This is a genomic window from Shewanella sp. NKUCC06_TVS (assembly GCF_019345515.1).
GTDB classification, from domain to species: Bacteria; Pseudomonadota; Gammaproteobacteria; order Enterobacterales; family Shewanellaceae; genus Shewanella; species Shewanella oncorhynchi.
Window position 1 is genome coordinate 113816 of record NZ_JAHKQX010000009.1, and the last position, 20088, is coordinate 133903.

Sequence of the window (20088 nt, forward strand, 5' to 3'; positions counted from 1 at the left end):
CATTATAACCTCAAGCAGCGTTAAAATGCAGGCTCCAGCGGCAATATAAAGCGCTTTAAAACCCGTATAAACTGAGCTTTCAGCGCTTGTATACCCAAACAACCTGAAGATACAGGATTCAGCGGGAATTTAACGCACTTTAGGCAAGGCGGTTATTTGCAGACCTAGCGGGCTAAGTTAAAAATAACCAACACAGCATAAAGTGCGTTAAAACCCGCCGGGACGGAGCGCCTAGGGCACTCCACTTCCGTGTTGCATCAATTCAAAAGGTGGCCGACATTCAGTCATTGATGCGCCTTGAATTGATGCACCCTAGGCGCTCTGAAACTCGACTCTTCAGGTAGCTTGGGTATAAGCATTAGCAGCGGTTAAATGCCCAGATATCGTTGGCGCAGGTGACGCTCAAGATATTGACCATTTAGGGTTTCACCCGTTGCTTGGCGTATCAGTTCATCGGTTGTGAGTAAAGAGCCCTTAGACCAAATGTGTTTACTCAGCCATTGGAATACCGAGTTCAACTTGCCTGCATCGATCAGGGTTTCAATTGGTCCTATGGATTGCTCCATGGCGAAACGGCATTGGGCGGCATACATGGCGCCTAAGGTATAGCTGGGAAAATACCCTAGTTCACCAACGGCCCAATGGATATCCTGCATGCAACCGTCTCGGTAGTTGTCATTGGTATTAATCCTCAGCAGTTGTTGCATCTGCGTCGACCAAAAATCAGGCAAATCCTCTACGGTTAAACTACCGTCGATAAAGGCTTTTTCTGCCTCAAAGCGCAGCAAAATGTGGCAAGGATAGGTGACTTCATCTGCATCGACGCGGATAAGTCCGGGCGCTACGCGGGTATAATGCTGTGCTAATTCTTGGGCGCTAAAATGACAATGAAGATGTTGCGCAATTTTAGGCTGCAATTGGCGTAAAAATGCCGGATTTGCCCCGAGTTGCATTTCGCAGAATAGACTCTGGCTCTCGTGGATACCCATAGAACGCGCCAGTCCCGCAGGTTGTCCACGCCACGCTTTAGGTAAACCTTGCTCATATCTGGCATGGCCTGTTTCATGAACTATACCCATGATAGCGCTACTGAAATCAGCCTCATTGTAGCGAGTCGTTATCCGTACATCGCTTGGCACGCCGCCACAGAATGGATGGCTGCTGATATCCAGCCTACCGTGGTTAAAGTCAAAACCCAGAAAATCCATTACGTCTCGGCCTAGGGCTTGCTGCGCGCTAACATCGAAGGGACCATTTAGCGTTAACTTAGGCTCGTTTGCCTGTTTAGCCAGCACTTCTTGGATAAGTGTCGGTAGCCAATCTTTCAGTCCGCCAAAGGTTTGCTCCAGCTTTGCCGAGGTCATTCCCGGTTCAAATTTATTGAGCAGGGCATCATAGGGGGAAATATTCTGGGCTTCGCCGCGGATCTGCGCTTCTTCCTTAGCAAGTGCAATTACTGCTTTAAGGTTTGGTTTAAAGCCTTGCCAGTCATTATTTTTACGTTGTTCACGCCACGCATTCTCACATTGATAGGCCATTTTAGTTTTGGCTTGCACGAGATCGCCGGGCACTAAATTTGCCTGTTGATATTGGTACTGCATTTCCCGCAGGTTAGCTTGTTGTTCCGTTGTGAGAGATTCGTCCGTCGCGCCGTGTAAGTGTTCAGCTAATATGGTTGAGGTTTTGAGTGTGTGGATATGTCGCGCCAGTTCAGCCATTGCATCGCCGCGATCGCTATTACCGCCCATAGGCATCATGGCTGCTTGATCCCAGTCACCTAGAGCGCTGAAATGTTCAAAGTGAGAAATTTTTTGAAAATGTGCTGTCAGTTTATCGTAACTTGGTGTTGGTACTTTGCTCTTGGGTGAGTCCATGGAATTTCCCTTCTGGCGCATCAAATCCTGCGCGAATAAATAACAATAACAGGATGATAATACAATGACGTCAACAGTATACTCAAACAACCTGAAGATGCAGGATCCTGTGGACTGACCTTAACGCTATAGTAACGCACTTGAGGCAGTGCCATTTATTGCTCCTGAATAAATGGCATCCACGCCATATATGGCGATTGCGGCTATTTGCAGCGCTAGCGCGCTAAGCTAAAAGGGGCGTTGAAGTGTTTAAGTGGTTTTCGATAGGGTACTAGCAGCGAAGATGACCACGCTATTTGGGTGCAGCAGAGTAATAGTCAAATCTGTTTTAGGGACAATTTTTAGTTTGGAAATTGTGCTTGCCTTGCTATTCTGTTGTGGTTAAGTCGATAATTACAGTGAAATAAATGGAATGCTGTATTGTTCAAGGAGATGACTATGTGGGCGTTTTTAGTTGAACAGCCTAATTTACCTTACACCATAGCTTTTGCCTGCGTACTGGCCCTTGGTGTGTTTGAAGTCTTCGCATTATTCATAGGTTTAAGCATGTTAAGTGCGTTAGACCAATGGGTGCCTGCTGATGTGGAATATGATGCTGATGTGGGCGCGGGTGGACTCACGGGCATTGCCGGTTGGCTGTGTCTAAATAGACTCCCATTACTTATTTGGTTTGTGCTTGCGCTGACCAGTTTTGCGATTGCGGGTTATATCGTCAATTTTATCAGTGTTAGTGTTGCCGGTTTTTTACTGCCGCAACTGTTCACTTTACCCATTGCTATTGTCGCCAGTGCATTTTCTTGCCGTTATTTTGGCCGAGTACTTGCTGATCATTTGCCTAAAAATGAATCGAGTGCGATCTCGCTAGATGATCTTAGCGGCTATGTCGGCACTATCACCTTAGGTTGCGCAATTAAAGGCATGCCCTCTGAAGCCGTCGTTCGTGATAAACATCAACAAAAACATTACGTTTTAGTCGAGCCCGAAACTTCGGATATCGAGTTTGCCTCAGGCACTCAAGTCGTGCTGCTTAAGCGAGAAGGCCGCGTCTGGTCTGCTACGCGTTTTGATAATTAATCTTCCCAAGCCATAAATCAATTGAAAGGAAATCAAATGGATGTGTTAACAAACGTAGGTTCATCCGGTAGTTTTATTTTGCTCGTTGCGGGTATGGTGCTACTCGGCCTCATTGTGATCGGGTTAATTTTCGCTAAGTTATATAAACGTGCAACCAAAGAAATGGCCTTTGTGCGTACCGGCTTTGGGGGTGAGAAAATCATTAAAGATGGCGGCGCTATTGTGTTGCCTGTATTACATGAAACCATCTCGGTAAACATGAACACTCTGCGTATCGAAGTGGAGAAAACCCAGAAAGATGCGCTGATCACTAAGGACAGAATGCGTGTCGATGTGAAGGCCGATTTCTACTTGCGTGTAGCCCCACATTCCGATGGTATTTCAATGGCAGCGCAAACCTTAGGCACGCGTACAAACCGTGTTGAAGAGCTTAAAAAGCTGATGGAGTCCAAGTTTGTCGACGTGCTGCGTGCCGTGGCCGCCGAAATGACCATGACAGAGATGCATGAGCAGCGTGCCGATTTTGTGCAACGGGTGCAAAATAACGTCGCCAACGATCTTGAGAAAAACGGTCTCGAACTCGAATCGGTTTCATTAACGGGTTTCGATCAAACTGATTTGCAGTTTTTTAATGAAAACAACGCATTTGACGCCGAAGGTCGTGCGCGTCTGGCGAAGATTATCGAAGAGAAACGCAAAGAAACCAACGATATTCAGCAGGAAAACCGCATTAAGATCGAGCAGCGTAACCTCGAAGCTGAAAAGGAATCCCTAGAGATTGAAAAGTCGGAAGAAGAAGCGCGCCTGATCCAGCAACAGTCGTTAGAATTTAAACGCGCCGATCAAAAAGCGGAGATCATTAAGCAGAAAGAAAACAAGGCCCGTGAAGAACGCGAAGCCGAGATTGCCAAAGAGCGCGCCATTGAAACCGCTGAAATCGAAAAGACCAAAGATATCGAAACCCGTGAGATTGAAAAGTATAAGTCGATTGAGCAATCGCGCATTCAACAGCAAAGGGATATTGAAGTTTCTGAGCAGGAAAAACGCATTGCGGTTGCGGCCAAATCTGAAGAAGAATCAGCAGCTCGTGCCCGTGCAGCTGAAGCCGAAAAACTGAAAGTTGAAAAAGAAGAAGCGGTAATCACAGCGCGCCAAGTGGCAGAAGCTAATCGTCGCAAAGAGATTGAAGTGATTGATGCCCGTAAGGAAGCTGAGCGTGATGCAGTCGGCGTAACAGTGCAGGCCGAAGCTGAGAAACGTGCCGCTGAAGACAGATCGAGTGCGATTCTGATTGAAGCGCGCGCCAGTGCCGATGCGAAAAAACTGCAGGCTGAAGCGGATGAAAAAGTCTATGCCGTTGAAGCTGCAGGTAAACAAGCACTTTATGAAGCAGAAAACGTCTTGAGTGATGAGCAGATCGCCCTGCAAAAATCCCTCGCCATTTTGAAGGCCTTGCCTGAAATTGTGGCCCAAGCCGTTAAGCCGTTAGAAAACATCGAAGGTATTAAGATTCTTCAAGGTTATGGTGCAGGTCATCAATTTGCTGCGGGTGGCGAAGGTGCTCACCATCAAGGTGGCATCGCAGAGCAAGTGACCAGTGCAGCGTTAAACTATCGCGCCAATGCGCCTGTTATCGATGCCATGCTCAGGGAGTTAGGGTTAGTGAATGGCGACTCTGGAACCTTGAATGATTTATTGAACGGTAATAACACCTTAACCGCCGAAGCCTTAAGTGGTGTGACCTTGTCGAATTCTAGACCTAAGGACTATAGCCAAACGCAGATAGTAGAGAGCCAAAGTGTGCTCAAGCCTTAATCTCAACGACATTAAACTAAGTCAAATCAAGTAAAGCACTCGCCGTTGCTCTTTTGAGCCTTGTGCGGATAAAAGATTGATAAATAGGACGAATGAAATAAAACCGCTCACCATTATGGTGAGCGGTTTTTTTTGGGGCATTAAATCAAATCTAACGGCTTATTTGTGTACCTTGTCGACCCCCGATGAGCGACCTTCGGCATGACAGGTTGCGCATGATTCCTGTCCTGATTGGTAAATTCGACCACCGCTGGCATCGCTTTGGTAAACCCCGCCAAAGCTGCGTGCATGGACGACTAAACTATCGATAAGCGTGTGACAAGCCGTGCAGGTTGCTAAGGTTGGTGAGTACTCGGCAATTTGCCCTATGTTGGCTGCATCGGGTGTCGCAACTAACAGGGATTGCTGTGCACTTAGCCCCTCGAGACTGAGCTGTCCTGCGCTATGACAAACACTACAGTTATTTTTTGCATTAGGGTAAGTGAGTTCGGGACGTGGGTTATCAAAACCCACTACAGTACGGGTTCCCGCATGCAGTGAATGCACCATTTCCCTGTAGCTCAAAGTATTGTTGATGGTGCGATAGGGCTTGATTTGGCTGGCCCCAGGAGTATGCATCACATTGGCATTGAGATACATAATTGCATCATTACTGTGGCAACTTTGACATTGCCCATCGGTCAGTGCGGTTGCTGTTTGCGGTGCATGACAGGTGCCACAGCTGCTATTGGGGTCAAAAATTCCTTTCATTTGATGCGCCGACAGAACTCTATCTTCTAATCCTTGATCATGACATTGGCGACAGGCCTGTTCATCGACCTTAGCTTTTGCCGTAACAGCTTGACCTTGCAGGCTTAGCGAATTAATGGCACTGAGACTCACCTCTTGATTTGCGATATTACAGTTAACGGCAAAGCCGGTATTTTTATCGGCACAGAGCACCAGTTTACTGTAGAGTTTTGACTGACTCAGATCGCCAAAATCGGCAGCCGACAGGTTAGATATAGTGACTGTTAGCTGATTGGGTGCGGTAATTTTTAAGGCGACGTCGCTCGTGTTTGCTAATAAATCCCACACTTTACGCTGGCCGTTATTGATTGGCATGTTCGCGCTATTTGTTTCACCAGTGGCAATCAACCAGAAGGATTTTATCATAGGTTGACTGGCGGGCAGTTGCTCCATTTGCTGCACTTGCAATGTCACTGCAAGGGTCTTAGCTTCAACGCTTAGCTGCGAACTCAGTAACTTAACTTGGTAATCGCTCACCAGCTTAGTGGCTGTTTTCACGGCGGCATTGTGGAAAAGCCCGACACCTTCAGGATTAGTGCTATCAGGGTGGCAGCCGCTACAGCCCAGTGCCCATGCGTTGGCAAAAATTTCCCTGTTGTGGAATAACCCCGCTACAGTGCCATTCCAATCAGCGGGAATTTGCGCTTTGTGACAGTCAAGACACGCGGTTTTACTGGGGATATTATTATTGCCACTTTGCGCCGTTGCGCCGGGAATATGGCATTGCTGACATTGGGTCATATCACCGGGAAAGGTCACATTGGCGTAGTCGTATAGCTGTCCCTTGTAACCGACAATTTGATATTTGGCTTGGTGGATCTGGTGTGTCAATGTCGCCATATCAAGGCTATTACCCGTTTCAGGATCGCCAGAGTAAGTCGTGTGACAGACAACGCAGCCCTCAAAGGCAAAACGTTTATTGCCGTGCATCAAAAGGCGAGTATCGGTATTGGCTAAGTCTGGGTTGTGGCATCGAAAACAGGCTTGTTCCGGCGCGATCACTTTACGGCCCATATCCGCCGCGACTGTCTGTCCTGTGGCGGGCACAAAATCGTACACGTTGTTGATCAACTGAGTGTCGATTGGGCTATTTGCGAACGGTTTTAACTCTAGGTAAATCCTGTGGGTGAGCTCAGGCGAGTACTGGGTATCTATCCCCGTAAATTGTGAGTAACCCGTGAGTGGTTTACTCAAAGTGTAACGGTATTGGCCCGCGCCTAAGGAGGTTAGACAAGCCGTTTTACAGTTGCTTTCAATGCCTGCTTGCCACTGAGTCTGTGCATTCGCTTGGGCATTTGTTGCAGGTTCTACTTGATTATTGATGTAACTGGTCCATTGCAACGCAGCATCTGTCGTGCTTGCTGCAGAGTTAGTGACTTCAGCGCCAGTTGTTGCCATAGCATTAGCCGCGGCTTGGGTGATTTGATAGCGCTCCTGCGGCGGTGCTAATTTGGCAATACCGACACCTAAGGTATCTAGCTCCTTCAGGTTTTCTAGTCCTGTGACCGCAATACCATTGGCATTGCTGAGGAAGAAATCGACCTGAACATGGGTTTGCGCATCGATAACCACATTTTCTATTGTCGCTTTGAGTGTATCCGCTTGTTCAATGCTGATACTCACAATCCCTGGTGGTCCTTCTTTCCCATCGTCACCATCGGAACAGGCTGTCATCAGACAGACTGCGACTGCCATTGGCGTAAAGATTTTCCATTGAGAACGGGTATTCGTTTTCATCATTTTCCATTCCTTTTTAATTAGATTCTGTCGGGACTCTAATCGGAATGTATGCGGTATAGATATTAGCTTAGTTATGAGTCGAGTTGCACTTAATTAACCAAGTTTAAAAGTTATTTGTTAATTATATTAAGGTAATTTGAAGTGAGGCATTATTTAAATTTGCTAGATGTTTAATTGTTAATTCTTGAAAACGTTACTCTGATGCATGTCGTGTAACTTGATCTAATAATGCCCCAATATGGGTAATTGTGACGCAGGTTAAAAATCAAAGACATAATTACTTTAGCATAAATTGTCGGGAATCAAAGTGTATGCATATTTTAATTATATTGCTTTGACTAATAAAGGATCAAATATGATTACCAGAAGAGGAATGCTTAAAGGCGGTATGGGCGTTGCTGTCGGTACAGTTTATAGCGGAACATTAATAAGTTTTCTGACCGGTTGTGGCAGTGACAGTAATAGCCAAGAGATAGTAGAAGTCATGCCTGGTGGACTCATGGTGGTGAACCCTACGGTTTGTGTTAGCTGCAGACGCTGTGAAATTGCCTGTGGTTGGAACCATGAAGGGGATAGCAGTCCGACACTTGCCCGCGTCAAAGTAGAAAGAAATATGAACTATGGCCCACACGGTGTGCAATTTGACTATGAAATACAACGAGGAGAATGCGGCGATAAAACCGTTGTTCCTTCCACTTGTCGCCACTGCGAAGTCTGTACTGAAGTTTGTCCACAGCAAGCTATTTCAACGAATGAACAAACTGGCGCCAAAGTGATTGATGAAGAACGTTGTGTCGGATGTGGTTATTGTGCAGATAAGTGTCCTCAGCAAGTCATTAAAGTTGTTCGCAGTAAAATGAAAGCCGTCAAATGTGATTTATGTAACGGTAAACCTGCCTGCGCGCAAGTTTGTCCTACAGGTGCAATTAAATTTTATAACTGGGAAGAGGCTGAAGCTGCATTAGAACAATATGAAAAATATACCGGCTTAGTTTCTTAAATTCAGGAGAAATAATATGAGTGATAAAATAGGTGGTTGGGCGGGTAAAGTCCTCAGAGTTAATTTAACAACTAATCATATATGGTATGAGCCAATCAATAAATATTATGACTATATCGGTGGCATGGGGATTGGTTATAAAATATTGTGGGATGATCATAAGGATAATATTACAGCAATCGACCCAGATAATATTATTGTCTTTTCTGCCGGACCATTAACGGGTTCAGGCGTTATTTGTACTGGACGAACAACCATTACTTCCCGTAGTCCCGTCATTGAAAAACATCTGATTGCCGATGGTCACTTTGGTGGGCATTTTTCACCCGCAATGAAATTTGCGGGTTTCGATGCGATTGCAATAGAAGGCAAAGCGAGCAGCCCTGTGTGGCTTAAAATTGTGGATGATAAGGTCACGATTGAACCTGCCGATGCCCTATGGGGGAAAGGTATATTTGATACCCACGCTATGATCGCGCAAATGATGGGACCTAATGCACAAGTCGCTGCGATTGGCCAAGCGGGTGAAAACCAAGTGCCTCTTTCTGTCATTATGACTCAGGGCGGGCACTCAGCAGGTGGTCATGGCTCGGTAATGGGGTCAAAAAATTGTAAAGGGATCGGCATTATCGGCACTGGCGCCGTTAAAATCGCCGCCAATAATGAAAAGATGCGTGCCTTAGATGACCATATTTTAGGTATTATCGGTGCCAACAATAATGGTGTCGTTCCTTCAACGCCGCAATCTTGGGCTGAGTACTCAGCACCCATCAGCCGCTGGAAATCTCGGCCCGGTTTGAAGTGGGGCGCTGCCGATCAAGAAATCGATTTAGGCGAAGTGCCATGGAATGAACGCAATCGTATTGGGTTTCGAACTTCGATGGCAGAAAGCTACATTGGTGTGGAATACGCCAATAAGTGGATGAAGCGTACGGGAGGCTGTCATTCATGCCCAATACGTTGCTTCTGCGAGCTAAAAGTCCCTGAATTGAAAAGCAAATACGGTCGTAAAACCGAACATATATCTAACGTCTGTATGGGATTCCTCGTACCGCAGTATTTAATGGGCACCAAAAATGGTACAGAAGCACATGCTATGGCGGGCGCTTTAGGGGCTCATATTCTCGATGACTATGGTATTTGGTGTAACTATGGCTCCATTTCTCATCTATTTAAATTCCTAAAAACAAAGGATATGTTTAAGCATTTATTACCTGAAGATGAATTTAACAGTATTCCTTGGGCGCTCTGGGATAACCAAGATCCCGCTTTCTTACTTGATTTTTATCGCCGAGTGGCGTTTAAAGAAGGTGAAATCTCCCATATGGCCGACGGCTTATATGATTTGATCAAGCGTTGGGGGTTAGATGGAACCAATCCCAAGTTAGGTAATTGGGATATTCATAAAGAAAGTGCCACTAAGGTATTCAACAAGAAAACCAATGCTGCCGTGCACCATGCTAGTGAAACCGCGGGTCAGGTGGGTACGTTAATCAACGTCGTCTTTAACCGTGATGCTCAGTGCCATTCCCACATCAACATAGTTAACAGTGGTTTGCCACACGATATGACAGTGGCGATTGCCGAGAAAAAATGGGGTGAAGGTGCATTCGATAAGGTGAATTGGTATACCCCAATCAATGCGGCTAAGATCCGTTTTGCAAAATGGTCGCTGGTGAAAAACGTATTACATGACTCTCTGACACTGTGTAATTGGATGTTCCCACTGCTGGCATCACCGGATAAAAATCGCAACTATGAAGGCGATAGCACCATTGAATCGCAGATGTTCAGTTTAGTGACTGGGATTGAAACCACAGAAACGGAATTGGACTTTAAGGCGGAAAGAGTGCTGCATTTACACCGTGCCTTAACCGTATTGCAAATGAATGAAAGCAATATGCGCGAAGAGCATGATGTGCTCAGTGACTGGGTTTATGATTTGAATCCAGATAAAAACTTCGGTCAAGAGGGCACCATCAAGATGGACCGCGCTGACATGCAAACGGCGCTGGACATGTTCTATGAAGCCTTTGGTTGGGATATTCAAACCGGTGCGCCAACTCGGGCCACGCTCGACAAGTTTAGCCTAGGTTTTGTTGCCGATAGATTGGCGGCGCGAGGCCTGTTACCCAGTTGAACACTATAGTTGGACACTATGATTGAACTTGTCGGTTATATCAGGGTATTTAGCCAACACGGACGCTTAGTCACGGCGGAGCAAATCGCCGCCGTGGCAGGGCTCGAGTGGGATAGTGAGCAAACGGTTAACAGTTATATTCGCCTGATCCTCAATGAGGCTTACAAGGATGTGCAGATGCGTTTGTCGGATAAGCGGTATTTCTTCTATTCCGACAGAAGCATAGTTGAACGTTACGCTGAGCAATGGTTAGCATTGGAGCGGGGTGAAGCGTTTGAGGCGATTATTGCCCAGATCCGTCGCAATAGTTGCCGCCATACTGAGGTCTATCTGGAGAGTGTACTGACGTTTGCCCCCTATCTTTATGATGAGCCTACATTAGCCAATGTGCGTGAGCAATTACCACAACAGCTAGGGGCCGAGGATATCCATTATGCAGTGGACAATCAGGGGAAAGGTTATTACTACTCTACTCTGGGGTTGAGTCACAGCTATGCGGCCGTCCTCGCTAATTATGATCCTTGTGAATGGTCAAACTGAGATTCTGCGACCTCATTGATATCGATTAAGCGCCTTCGGGCGCTTTTTATCGCAAATATCTCATATAGCTAGCGTGAGATTAGCTTGCCAGCGTTTGAGTGTACTTTTTGATGATTTCGTCAATTTTACCATTGGCCTTCAGTGTCGCTATGGCTTGATTGATGGCAGGAAGCAAATCGGCATGTTCTTTTCGTAACCTAAACACTAAGTCACCATCAGAATGCACTGCCGCCAGTGCGACTGGGATCCGCAACTGAGTCGACCAATACAACGCCGGGTAATTACCAGCAATAACAGCATTGACTCTGTGTTTATCTAAGGCTTTGATCAGCTCCTGCTCTGAGGTAAAGTCTGCACGGATAAAATCTTTATCGTCGTGATATAAATAACCGCGCACTGTACCTATTTCTTGGCCTTTTATCTGGCTGATATCTTTATATTTACTGACATTCTCTGGCAATGTGACCACATATTCAGTGATTTGCATTATGGGGGCCGATTTGACAAATAGCGGCCCTAAATCCTGCTTTTCAAACCAACTAGGGCTGACGATATCAAAGTCGAGTTGACCAGTTTCTAGCGCATTATTGGTGCGCTTTGGCGGCAGGGCGAGGATTTCACCTTTGATTTCAGCCATAGATAAAATCATCGGAATAAGCTCAGTGATCATCCCCGGCGCCTCGGCTTGATCACCGATAAAATACGGATACCAAGAATAGGAGCCAGTGATATTGTATTTGAGCTGTTCCGCAAAGGCGTGCTGTTGAGTCAAGCAAAGGGTGAACAAGGCAAATCGAACTAAGTGTTTATACTGCAAACATCGCTTAACCATATTGCTTTTATCCTTGTTATCTCTGCTTTAGCCAAGACCTATCCGATGGTCATTCTATCTAAACTGTGTGAATGAATTGTTTATTGGATCACAATCAGTCACATCCGTCATATTCAAGCTATTTTCTGCTTTTCGCTATTACACCTTAAGCCAATAGCTGACACAAAGCTGGCTGCTGATTATTAGGGAAAATTTGATAGGTTTTATGGTGCTTAATCAAACTGGTTTTCTTGTTGCCTTGGCTCAGTAATAACCCATGGGACAGGGCGATACGCGTTAGTGTCTGTTCATCGGCGCGGACATATAAGTTGATTGGTTTGACCAATTGATTGTCTTTAATATGTTGGTTAAATTCTTTTGCATCAATGACTAAGCTAGATTGACCATCAGCATCGAGTTTGAGCTTGGTGCTGATTTCAGTGTCAGTAAAGACCAACCATTCGGCTTGCTTTAAAGTTTCTATCATAGCATTTAATGCCGTACCCAACGCTTGCTCTGATGTCTCAACTGATTGATATTGATACACTATCTTTTCTAGTAAACGCTTGAGTTCGGCGCCCGCACCTTGGCTGCGAGCCAAACGTATCCAAGCCGTGAGATCGTCGGCTACCAGTTTAGAAAAGCGTTTTTCCTTTAAGGACTCGACCATCCAATTACACAAAAAATGACTTTCCTGCGCGGAGGTGCGCTGGGCTTTCTTGGTCTGTGCTGAAGCGGTTAAATCGGCAAGACCCGCAAGGGCGAGTTCGAGCACAGCTTGGTTATAGGTTTGAGAATTCATTATGACTCCGCCGCGGGCTGAAGTGATGTTATCTATTTGAACTTGGACGATATTGATTGCGGCGGAGCTAGTTTAGCAAAGCGGTCGTTAAACCGATATTTATTCTTGCGATCCCACCAAACTCGCGGCGGTTAAAATCAGCTTTGGCGCGGGCCTCACTTTGTAGTTAGGGTTGATATATTGAAAATGAATCAATCCTTTGTCGTCGCTGATATAAATGGCGGGTACAGGTAAGACTAAACGTTTGGCACCTTCAGGGGTGATCCATAAAGGATTCTCGAGCTTAAGGCGTGCGGTATAGGTTTCAGTCACTTTTTCGCTAGTGTAAAAAGCTAAACCAAAGGCTTGGGATGCCAGCATTTTTTCATCGGAAAGCAGCAGATATTTAAGCTCATTTTTTGCCGCCGAAGCCTTAAGTTGAGCTGGCGTATCGGGTGAAATTCCCACTAACTGAAAGCCCATTTTTAATAACTCAGGCTCAATCGCTTTTAGTTGCCCCATTTGATTGTTACAAAATGGGCACCAGCCACCACGGTAAAAGAAGAAAATGGTTGGTTTTTTCTGGGTTAATTCTGCTAAATCGACCGTTTTGTCATTGATATCTTGTAAGTTTACCTTAGGGATTTGCTGACCATTAAGTAGCGGACTGATGGAAAACTCATCCTTAGCAATGGGTTGCGCCATAGCCGTTAGACTTGTTAGTAGTAAGATGGTTGTGAAGTAAAACCTGTGTAACATCGAAGCGGTTTGCATATAAAGTCCTTAATTTGGTTTTGTTTTCTTCGTTTTTTAAGTCGTTGTTGTTAATATTTCCCTCGTTTTAGACAAAGAGATATTGCGTAAATCTGTATTTGTTATGCCTTACTCGCTTATAGAGTGGTTCGAGTTAGCACTAAACGGGTATGAGCATTAAAAGAGCGGCAATTGCCGAACATTCTTACAAGCCAATGCAGATGATTGCACCAATGTGATACCGATGGGGTTGGTTGGTGAGGTATTTATAACGGTAACCATTTGGATTTTATCGCGATTACAGCGTAGTGTTGGAGTGGTTAAAACGAGTGAACGACAAGCTGATGGGGCAAGCCTTAATTCATGTAGTGGTAAAACACGATATCATTACCGTAAAACAATTGGTCAAACAGGGTGTTGATGTCGAATATATCGACTCACAAAATATGACGGCTTTATTGCATTGCTGCCAACTGCAATTACTCGATATTCTCATGTTACTGTTTGAAGCTGGAGCCGATGTCAATCATGCCAATAACTTAGGTCATCTTCCTGTTGAACTGGCCCATTGGCATGGCGAATTTCATATGGGGAGTTATACCGCCACGAGTCAAAAAATGGTGAAGTATTTGGAGCGCTATGGTGGCGTTTAACGTGGTCATCGATAAATTGTATTGTACTTCAATATTCAATCACGGGAGCTGTAAATGGATAAGGGATTATTTAAAATATTAAAGAAAATCTATTTTAAAAAGTCTTATATCAAAGACGAAAATGGATATATGCAAAGAATAGATAATGGGGACCAGTTTGATTGTGAGTCTGGGACTACACACTATTCTAATGACGGTTTATCTAATGCAGAAATACTAACACTTGAACAAAGTGGTTATCCTGTCAATCAGATAATCAAATATAGTCATGATGAATGTATTAATGCTTATAAAATGTTGCTTGAGCATCCTCACTTATCGATTGAGAATTTGATTTCGGCATATATATGTGGCTTTTCAAGTTTTCCAAGAGGAAGACAACCCATATTAAGTTATTTGTTCGCTCAAGCGGTTCCCGAACATAAAATGGTCAGCGAAGGGGATGTTTGCCCCGTTTGCTCAATAAGAAGAAATGTTTGGATAGAAAAAGGACATAAAATATTCAGTTGCTATGCCGGGAGTGTATGGAATGAAAGGTGGTGTGGTAATCTCGTTGAATTAGAGGAGTTTACTGCCATTCCCCCTTGTGCTCCTACACCAGAGGATATCAGTATATTGACATCGTTAATCGATATGATCCGTCAAGCTCCTCAAGATGAAACACCCGGAAAATTAGAACAGCGCATCAAGAAAACTAAAATTATTCCTAACTATGAGAAATATAGTTTTCGCGGACAATTAATGGTATTGGCTGAATTGGGAATTATGCCAAATCCGTATGTAAAACCTTTATATGATGGATTCACCCATTTTACCGATATCTGTAGTGTGAAATACCCTGGAAGTACTCGATCGGATATTATGCTTCCTCTCGCGGGGTGGCGAGGCGAAAATAGTATAAATGAAACAAGGCTTCAAGCGTTATTGGGTAACATAATACGGTGAGATAAAGGTTACCAAGGTTATTATTGAGTAAGTATAAAAAAGCGTCCGGTTATGGACGCTTTAAAATCGCTGTTTTATCAATATTGGCAAACACTGATAATATCAATTAACGGATAATTACTTAAGTTTTTTTGCCTTGCTCGGTGCTTGACCAACTTTCATTTTTACGCGGCGGCCCTGCATGTTTTTCTCAGCAGCAACTTGAGCGCCGACGTTGTCGGTTCTTTGTTGCTTCTTGGCAAAGCTACGGCGGGTTTGCAATTGCTTTAATAGCAATTCGCGGCTGCCAACTTCATAACCTGGCACAGTGACGCGGCGAATCTGTTGGCCAATCAATTTTTCGATATCGGCTAACGTGCGCTCTTCTTCGCGGCTCACAAATGAAATGGCTACGCCTGTTTTTCCTGCACGGCCTGTACGACCGATACGGTGTACATAATCTTCTGCGAGGAAAGGTAAGTCATAGTTGACTACGTATTCAAGGCTTGGAATATCCAGACCACGGGCAGCGACTTCGGTGGCAACCAGTACGCGCACATCACCCGCCACAAACTCACGCAGGGCGCGGCGACGACTGCCTTGACCTTTTTCACCGTGGACCACTTCAGATGGGATACCATCTAAGTTTAATTCTTTGACTAGCGTATCGGCGGCTTCACGGGTCGCAGTAAATACCAACACTTGTTGCCAGTTTTTCTTGCCGATAAGCTCAGAAAGCAGTTCGCGTTTACGGCGTTGTTCAACCGGATAAACTACTTGGCTGACGGTGTCGGCTGTAGTGTTTTGTTTATCAACGCTGATCACTTGCGGTTTAACCATCATGTCGTTGGCGAGTTTTTTCACCGCACTTGAGAAAGTGGCCGAGAATAACAAGTTTTGACGTTTCTTATTTACCGCTTGAAGGATCTTTTGGATATCGGCGCTAAAGCCCATATCGAGCATTCGATCGGCTTCATCTAGCACTAAAAAGTCGACGTTCGACAGGCTTAAGTTACAGGCGGTAAGGTGCTCAAGTAAGCGACCTGGGGTGGCAACAATCACATCGGCGCCGCGTTTCAGCTTTTGCGCTTGAGTCTCAATCTTTACGCCGCCGTATATGGTTAAGACGCTGAAGTTTAAGTATTTGCAGTAAGCCGTAACGTTGTCAGCCACTTGAGCTGCAAGCTCACGGGTCGGCGTAAGGATTAATACGCGGGCATTCGATTTTAGCGTTTCGCTTGGCTTTTCAACCATCTTTTGCAGGATCGGCAGCGCGAAAGCGGCGGTTTTACCCGTACCGGTTTGGGCACTGGCTAAGACATCTTGGCCGCGGCGGATAGCAGGTATCGCTTGCTGCTGAATAGGCGTCATTTGTTGATAACCGCAATCTGAGATAGCGCGCAAAATCTCGGGGGAAAAACTAAAAGATTCAAATCTCATTTTGGATTCCTATCGTTCACTTATTCAAACATTTAAGCGCCACTAGCCTCTTTATCACTCGTCTAAAGGAGAGAGGTGTACCGGCTGGCTCATTCTTCCACACAGATTTTATAAGAAAAATGGCGGGCGCGGAGTATAGCAAAAATTTCGGTTAAAACCTGTACTTTTTAGTGTTTTGGCATTTTATCTGCACCATTTCATCAGGAGGGGATAAAAGGCTTGGCACTGGTTCAGGTGGGCTAGGTCTTATTGATTTATACAAGGGTTGAGTAAAATATGGACTCAACAATACGGATTAAAGCTCGCTACATTAGAAAATACCGCAACCTAGGCTGCGGTATTTTGGATCTTGTATTTATGTTTAACCGAAGGTGCGCCTCAGGCCAAGGGCTTTTTCGGCATTGTGTTTAAGAAGATGGGCTGCATCACCAATCAGATTGGTTGCGGCTAAGTTCTCGGCGCTGGCATGGGTGATGGAGTGAATATTACTGGCGATCTCATTGACCACTTGACGCTGTTGATCGGCTGCCACTGCATTTTGTTGGGCAAAGGTGTGGATGTCACTCACTTCTTGGTAAATGGTGTTTACATTGTCGGCGGACAGCTGAATATCGCTGGCACAACGCTCCGCATGTTGACGGCTTTGTTCCATTTCTTTGGCCCATGCGTTGAGCATAGTGAACATCTTATCGACACTCTTAGAAATACTGTTGGTCGATAGCTGGGTTCTGCTCGATAGGGCGCGTACTTCATCGGCGACCACGGCAAACCCACGGCCTTGTTCACCCGCACGGGCAGCTTCAATCGCGGCATTGAGGGCGAGGAGATTCGTTTGCTCGGCAATAGAGTCAATTTCGCCCATCGCATTAGCGACTTGCTTGGCTTCTTTATTTAATTGATGGGCATTGTTGGTGGCATCGGCAACAGACTTTGCCAGTTGCTCCATTTTTTGAGTGTTGGCCTTCATGTTGGCACTGCTTTTAAGGCAGAGATCATAGGCGGTATTGATGCTGGTAGAGGTGAGATGGGTATTCTGCGCCACTTCTGTGATGGTTGAACTCATTTCTTCCATCGCGCCAGAGAGTTGTTCTAGCTGACTTTTCTCTTGATCTAGGCTGACATAGGTTTGCTCGGTCGCGACCACTAATTGATCGGCAATTGCATGTAATTGATTGGCTTGATCTTGGGTACGCCCAAGTACGCCATTCATTTTGGCCTGTAGCATGATGAGCTGGAAATCGAGGATAGAAGAGGTATCGGCACCCGAGTAAATGTAACGACTGATAGAGTCATATTTGGTTTGCATTTCAATCAGTTTAGCGGGAATACGAAAGGCCTCATCGTAGAAAATGGCCAGATTTAAACTCATCAGAATCGCCCCTGCGATAATCACGCCCCAGCCCCAAAAGTAGCCGGCGATCAGTAAACCTGTGGAGGCTACAACCGCAGATACGATACGTTTTTGCATTAAACTTAAGGGTTTAGGAATGGATTTGTCTAATTTGAGTCTTTGGTAAATCTCATTAGCTTTCGTGACGTAGGCGACTTGAGGCTGAATGCGCACCGATTGGTAACCGATAATAGTGCCGTTTTCAAACAAGGGCGAAACAAAGGCATCAACCCAATAGAAGCCACCATTCTTACAGCGGTTCTTGACTATGCCGCGCCAAGATTGGCCTGACTTAAGTTTTTCCCACATTTCTTTAAAGGCGGCGCTCGGCATATCCGGATGGCGCACCATATTATGGGCACTGCCAATTAATTCTTGATCGCTATAGCCTGATACTTCGGCAAAGCGAGCATTGACGTAAGTGATGATACCGCGAGTATCAGTGGTGGAAATGAGTTCATCTTGTGGTGTTAAGCGGATTTCTTGATCTGATCTCTGTGTATTAACTATTTTATTCGCTGAGGCGTTACTCTGGCTCATTTAGTGTGTCCATTCAGGGCCGATGTGGTTCATTAGGGTTCAGGGCGCGGTATTAGGCGCGAATTTTATTGTGCTGACTCTCATCGGAGTAAGCTTGTTATGTGATAAGAGTATCATTTTTGTGTGGGTATAGGAGAGCGGTTTCTCATGGCTGACTGGTGAAAATCAATCGTTCGTCGTATTTATAAGCTATTGCAATATATAAAGTTTTTAAGTAGCGAGAATGTGGAGTTAAACGAGCGTTTATCCTGTTAAATCGTTAATTCTAGTATTTTGTATAGGGCTATTCTTTTATGTCTTGAGTGGGTATTTGTCATTCATCTTAAATATAAATTATGTTCGATGATATTGGACTAATGTCGTTGATTCGGCTTGATATCGCAGTATTCATGGAGCGCTTTATTGGCCTTAGTCTATTCTTTAATGGGCAACAAAAGATGGCTTATTTTTCCTTGCTTCAGCGGTGTATCTTGATTTTGCTCTTCTAGTTCATTAGCTCACAGCGGGAATGCTACATAAGAGGAACTTCCCATGGCGATATCACTTAGGCGTGGTGTAACTAAATTAGCCACAGCGTCCTTGGGAACAGCGGCGGCACTGCCACATTGGCGACGTTTGATCTTTGAACGTTTATTTGGCTTTCTAGCGATTCTCTGCGTGCCTGTATATATCACAAGTGTGTATTTATGCGTCATCGCCGATCTCTGGTTTATGGTGGTATTTGATACGCTGGCTTATCTGTTTTTACTGCTTTTACTGTATTTTCCTAAGCTTGCTGATAGTACGCGTTTTGGCTGTGGCTGCTTGCTGGGTTTTGCTATCGGCATCGGTTTTTTAATTGCGATTGGCCCTTCGGGAGCTGGTTTTTTCTGGTTATTTATTTTCCCGCCGTTAGTCGGTATTTTTTTAGGCAATCGAGCCAGCTTATATGCCCAGTGTTTGAATGGGCTAAGTTTGGTATTGATTGGTTTTGCCTATCATTTTAATTGGCTCAATTGGCCTGAAACCCAAGGTTATAGTGTCGGTATTTGGGCCGTTGTCGTGGTCAATTTTATCGTGACCAATGCTATGTTGACGTTAACTATTACTTATTTATTAGGTAAGTTGGCTGACGCACTCGATTCAACCTTAGCATCACGCCAAGCTACCGTATTAGGCTTAGCTAAACTCGCCGAATACAGAGATAACGAAACGGGCGCGCATTTGCTACGTATGCGGCAGTATTCGAAAATGCTCGCGTCGCAGCGACTACTGGCCGCCAATCCTCCTGCAGAATTGAACGAAGATTATATTCAAGACATTAGTTTGTCGGCCATTTTGCACGATATAGGTAAAGTCGGTATTGCCGATGCGATTTTGCTTAAACCGGGTAAATTAACGCCGCAGGAGTTTGAGCAAATTAAAGCTCATCCTGTGATCGGGGGACAAGTGCTACGCAGTTTGTTGGAATATGCGCCCCAATGTACTTTTATTCAGATGGGCCGCGATATTGCCTCGGGTCACCATGAAAAGTGGGATGGTAGTGGTTATCCCCTTGGTTTGAAAGGTGAAGATATTCCGCTTTCGGCGAGGATAGTGGCCCTAGTTGATGTTTATGACGCGCTGACTTCTCCCCGATGTTATAAGCGGCCCTTTAGCCACCAAGAGGCTATCGACTTAATTATTGAAGGCAAAGGTCAGCATTTCGACCCTGAATTAGTCGATTGTTTTATTGAAATTCATCAGGACTTTGAAGTGTTGTCTAAAGCATCGCTGGATGATGCTTATCAGCCGATGGCACAACCTACTATGGTTTAGCGACTCATGTTTTTAAATCGTGTTTTG

The 20088-nt window shown here is 45.1% G+C and carries 15 protein-coding genes; 8 read left to right on the plus strand and 7 right to left on the minus strand.

Features of this window, described 5'->3' with window-relative positions:
* Positions 1–368: 368 nt before the first annotated feature.
* Positions 369–1874, minus strand: coding sequence for a carboxypeptidase M32 (locus KO531_RS11830; RefSeq protein WP_219251265.1), 1506 nt, complete (start codon positions 1872–1874; stop codon positions 369–371).
* A gap of 438 nt (positions 1875–2312) precedes the next feature.
* On the opposite strand from KO531_RS11830, the gene KO531_RS11835 reads away from it, so the two are divergent.
* Together KO531_RS11835 and KO531_RS11840 are read left to right on the plus strand one after the other, a co-directional pair.
* Positions 2313–2948: a YqiJ family protein gene (locus KO531_RS11835; RefSeq protein ID WP_131523602.1), complete on the plus strand. Its 636-nt coding sequence runs from the start codon at positions 2313–2315 to the stop codon at positions 2946–2948.
* 36 nt (positions 2949–2984) lie between these two features.
* Positions 2985–4763, plus strand: coding sequence for a flotillin family protein (locus KO531_RS11840; protein WP_219251266.1), 1779 nt, complete (start codon positions 2985–2987; stop codon positions 4761–4763).
* Between the two features lie 159 nt (positions 4764–4922).
* Here KO531_RS11840 and KO531_RS11845 read toward each other — a convergent pair whose 3' ends face one another.
* Positions 4923–7292 (minus strand): OmcA/MtrC family decaheme c-type cytochrome, encoded by a 2370-nt coding sequence (locus KO531_RS11845; RefSeq protein ID WP_219251267.1) that lies wholly within the window; start codon positions 7290–7292, stop codon positions 4923–4925.
* Between the two features lie 355 nt (positions 7293–7647).
* Between KO531_RS11845 and KO531_RS11850 the strand changes: the two genes are divergently transcribed.
* From KO531_RS11850 to KO531_RS11860, 3 genes are read left to right on the plus strand one after another with little or no spacing between them, the layout of a single operon-like run.
* Positions 7648–8292, plus strand: coding sequence for a 4Fe-4S dicluster domain-containing protein (locus KO531_RS11850; protein ID WP_105251824.1), 645 nt, complete (start codon positions 7648–7650; stop codon positions 8290–8292).
* Between the two features lie 16 nt (positions 8293–8308).
* Positions 8309–10432 carry an aldehyde ferredoxin oxidoreductase gene (locus tag KO531_RS11855; protein WP_105251825.1) on the plus strand — a complete coding sequence of 708 codons (2124 nt, stop codon included), beginning with the start codon at positions 8309–8311 and terminating at the stop codon, positions 10430–10432.
* Positions 10433–10450: 18 nt separating this feature from the next.
* Positions 10451–10972 (plus strand): hypothetical protein, encoded by a 522-nt coding sequence (locus tag KO531_RS11860; protein WP_028761343.1) that lies wholly within the window; start codon positions 10451–10453, stop codon positions 10970–10972.
* Positions 10973–11051: 79 nt separating this feature from the next.
* On the opposite strand, the gene KO531_RS11865 is transcribed toward KO531_RS11860, so the two are convergent.
* From KO531_RS11865 to KO531_RS11875, 3 genes are all read right to left on the minus strand, one after another.
* Positions 11052–11804: a transporter substrate-binding domain-containing protein gene (locus KO531_RS11865; RefSeq protein ID WP_113939376.1), complete on the minus strand. Its 753-nt coding sequence runs from the start codon at positions 11802–11804 to the stop codon at positions 11052–11054.
* A 145-nt stretch (positions 11805–11949) separates the two neighbouring features.
* A complete protein-coding gene (locus KO531_RS11870) occupies positions 11950–12585 on the minus strand; it encodes a DUF2913 family protein (RefSeq protein ID WP_219251268.1) in 636 nt (211 codons plus the stop codon).
* Positions 12586–12684: 99 nt separating this feature from the next.
* Entirely contained in the window at positions 12685–13338 is a 654-nt protein-coding gene (locus KO531_RS11875) for a peroxiredoxin-like family protein (protein WP_251068934.1), read from the minus strand.
* A gap of 308 nt (positions 13339–13646) precedes the next feature.
* Between KO531_RS11875 and KO531_RS11880 the strand changes: the two genes are divergently transcribed.
* The gene (locus tag KO531_RS11880; RefSeq protein ID WP_346345246.1) at positions 13647–13970 is read left to right on the plus strand and encodes an ankyrin repeat domain-containing protein; all 324 of its coding nucleotides are present in this window, start codon (positions 13647–13649) and stop codon (positions 13968–13970) included.
* Between the two features lie 54 nt (positions 13971–14024).
* Positions 14025–14915, plus strand: a complete 891-nt coding sequence (locus KO531_RS11885) for a hypothetical protein (protein WP_219251269.1) — start codon at positions 14025–14027, stop codon at positions 14913–14915.
* Positions 14916–15032: 117 nt separating this feature from the next.
* Here KO531_RS11885 and KO531_RS11890 read toward each other — a convergent pair whose 3' ends face one another.
* Both KO531_RS11890 and KO531_RS11895 read right to left on the minus strand, forming a co-directional pair.
* Complete coding sequence (locus KO531_RS11890; RefSeq protein WP_028761337.1) at positions 15033–16334, minus strand: DEAD/DEAH box helicase; 1302 nt, start codon at positions 16332–16334, stop codon at positions 15033–15035.
* 361 nt (positions 16335–16695) lie between these two features.
* Positions 16696–18264 carry a methyl-accepting chemotaxis protein gene (locus KO531_RS11895; RefSeq protein WP_219251270.1) on the minus strand — a complete coding sequence of 523 codons (1569 nt, stop codon included), beginning with the start codon at positions 18262–18264 and terminating at the stop codon, positions 16696–16698.
* A gap of 531 nt (positions 18265–18795) precedes the next feature.
* Here KO531_RS11895 and KO531_RS11900 point away from each other — a divergent pair.
* Positions 18796–20061 (plus strand): HD domain-containing phosphohydrolase, encoded by a 1266-nt coding sequence (locus tag KO531_RS11900; protein ID WP_168822982.1) that lies wholly within the window; start codon positions 18796–18798, stop codon positions 20059–20061.
* Positions 20062–20088: the final 27 nt, after the last annotated feature.

What these genes read in the sequence shown, in the direction of transcription:
- KO531_RS11830 (WP_219251265.1), bottom strand. Translation starts at nt 1,874, where the DNA reads ATGGACTCACCCAAGAGCAAAGTACCAACACCAAGTTACGATAAACTG.
- KO531_RS11835 (WP_131523602.1), top strand. Translation starts at nt 2,313, where the DNA reads ATGTGGGCGTTTTTAGTTGAACAGCCTAATTTACCTTACACCATAGCT.
- KO531_RS11840 (WP_219251266.1), top strand. Translation starts at nt 2,985, where the DNA reads ATGGATGTGTTAACAAACGTAGGTTCATCCGGTAGTTTTATTTTGCTC.
- KO531_RS11845 (WP_219251267.1), bottom strand. Translation starts at nt 7,292, where the DNA reads ATGATGAAAACGAATACCCGTTCTCAATGGAAAATCTTTACGCCAATG.
- KO531_RS11850 (WP_105251824.1), top strand. Translation starts at nt 7,648, where the DNA reads ATGATTACCAGAAGAGGAATGCTTAAAGGCGGTATGGGCGTTGCTGTC.
- KO531_RS11855 (WP_105251825.1), top strand. Translation starts at nt 8,309, where the DNA reads ATGAGTGATAAAATAGGTGGTTGGGCGGGTAAAGTCCTCAGAGTTAAT.
- KO531_RS11860 (WP_028761343.1), top strand. Translation starts at nt 10,451, where the DNA reads ATGATTGAACTTGTCGGTTATATCAGGGTATTTAGCCAACACGGACGC.
- KO531_RS11865 (WP_113939376.1), bottom strand. Translation starts at nt 11,804, where the DNA reads ATGGTTAAGCGATGTTTGCAGTATAAACACTTAGTTCGATTTGCCTTG.
- KO531_RS11870 (WP_219251268.1), bottom strand. Translation starts at nt 12,585, where the DNA reads ATGAATTCTCAAACCTATAACCAAGCTGTGCTCGAACTCGCCCTTGCG.
- KO531_RS11875 (WP_251068934.1), bottom strand. Translation starts at nt 13,338, where the DNA reads ATGCAAACCGCTTCGATGTTACACAGGTTTTACTTCACAACCATCTTA.
- KO531_RS11885 (WP_219251269.1), top strand. Translation starts at nt 14,025, where the DNA reads ATGGATAAGGGATTATTTAAAATATTAAAGAAAATCTATTTTAAAAAG.
- KO531_RS11890 (WP_028761337.1), bottom strand. Translation starts at nt 16,334, where the DNA reads ATGAGATTTGAATCTTTTAGTTTTTCCCCCGAGATTTTGCGCGCTATC.
- KO531_RS11895 (WP_219251270.1), bottom strand. Translation starts at nt 18,264, where the DNA reads ATGAGCCAGAGTAACGCCTCAGCGAATAAAATAGTTAATACACAGAGA.
- KO531_RS11900 (WP_168822982.1), top strand. Translation starts at nt 18,796, where the DNA reads ATGGCGATATCACTTAGGCGTGGTGTAACTAAATTAGCCACAGCGTCC.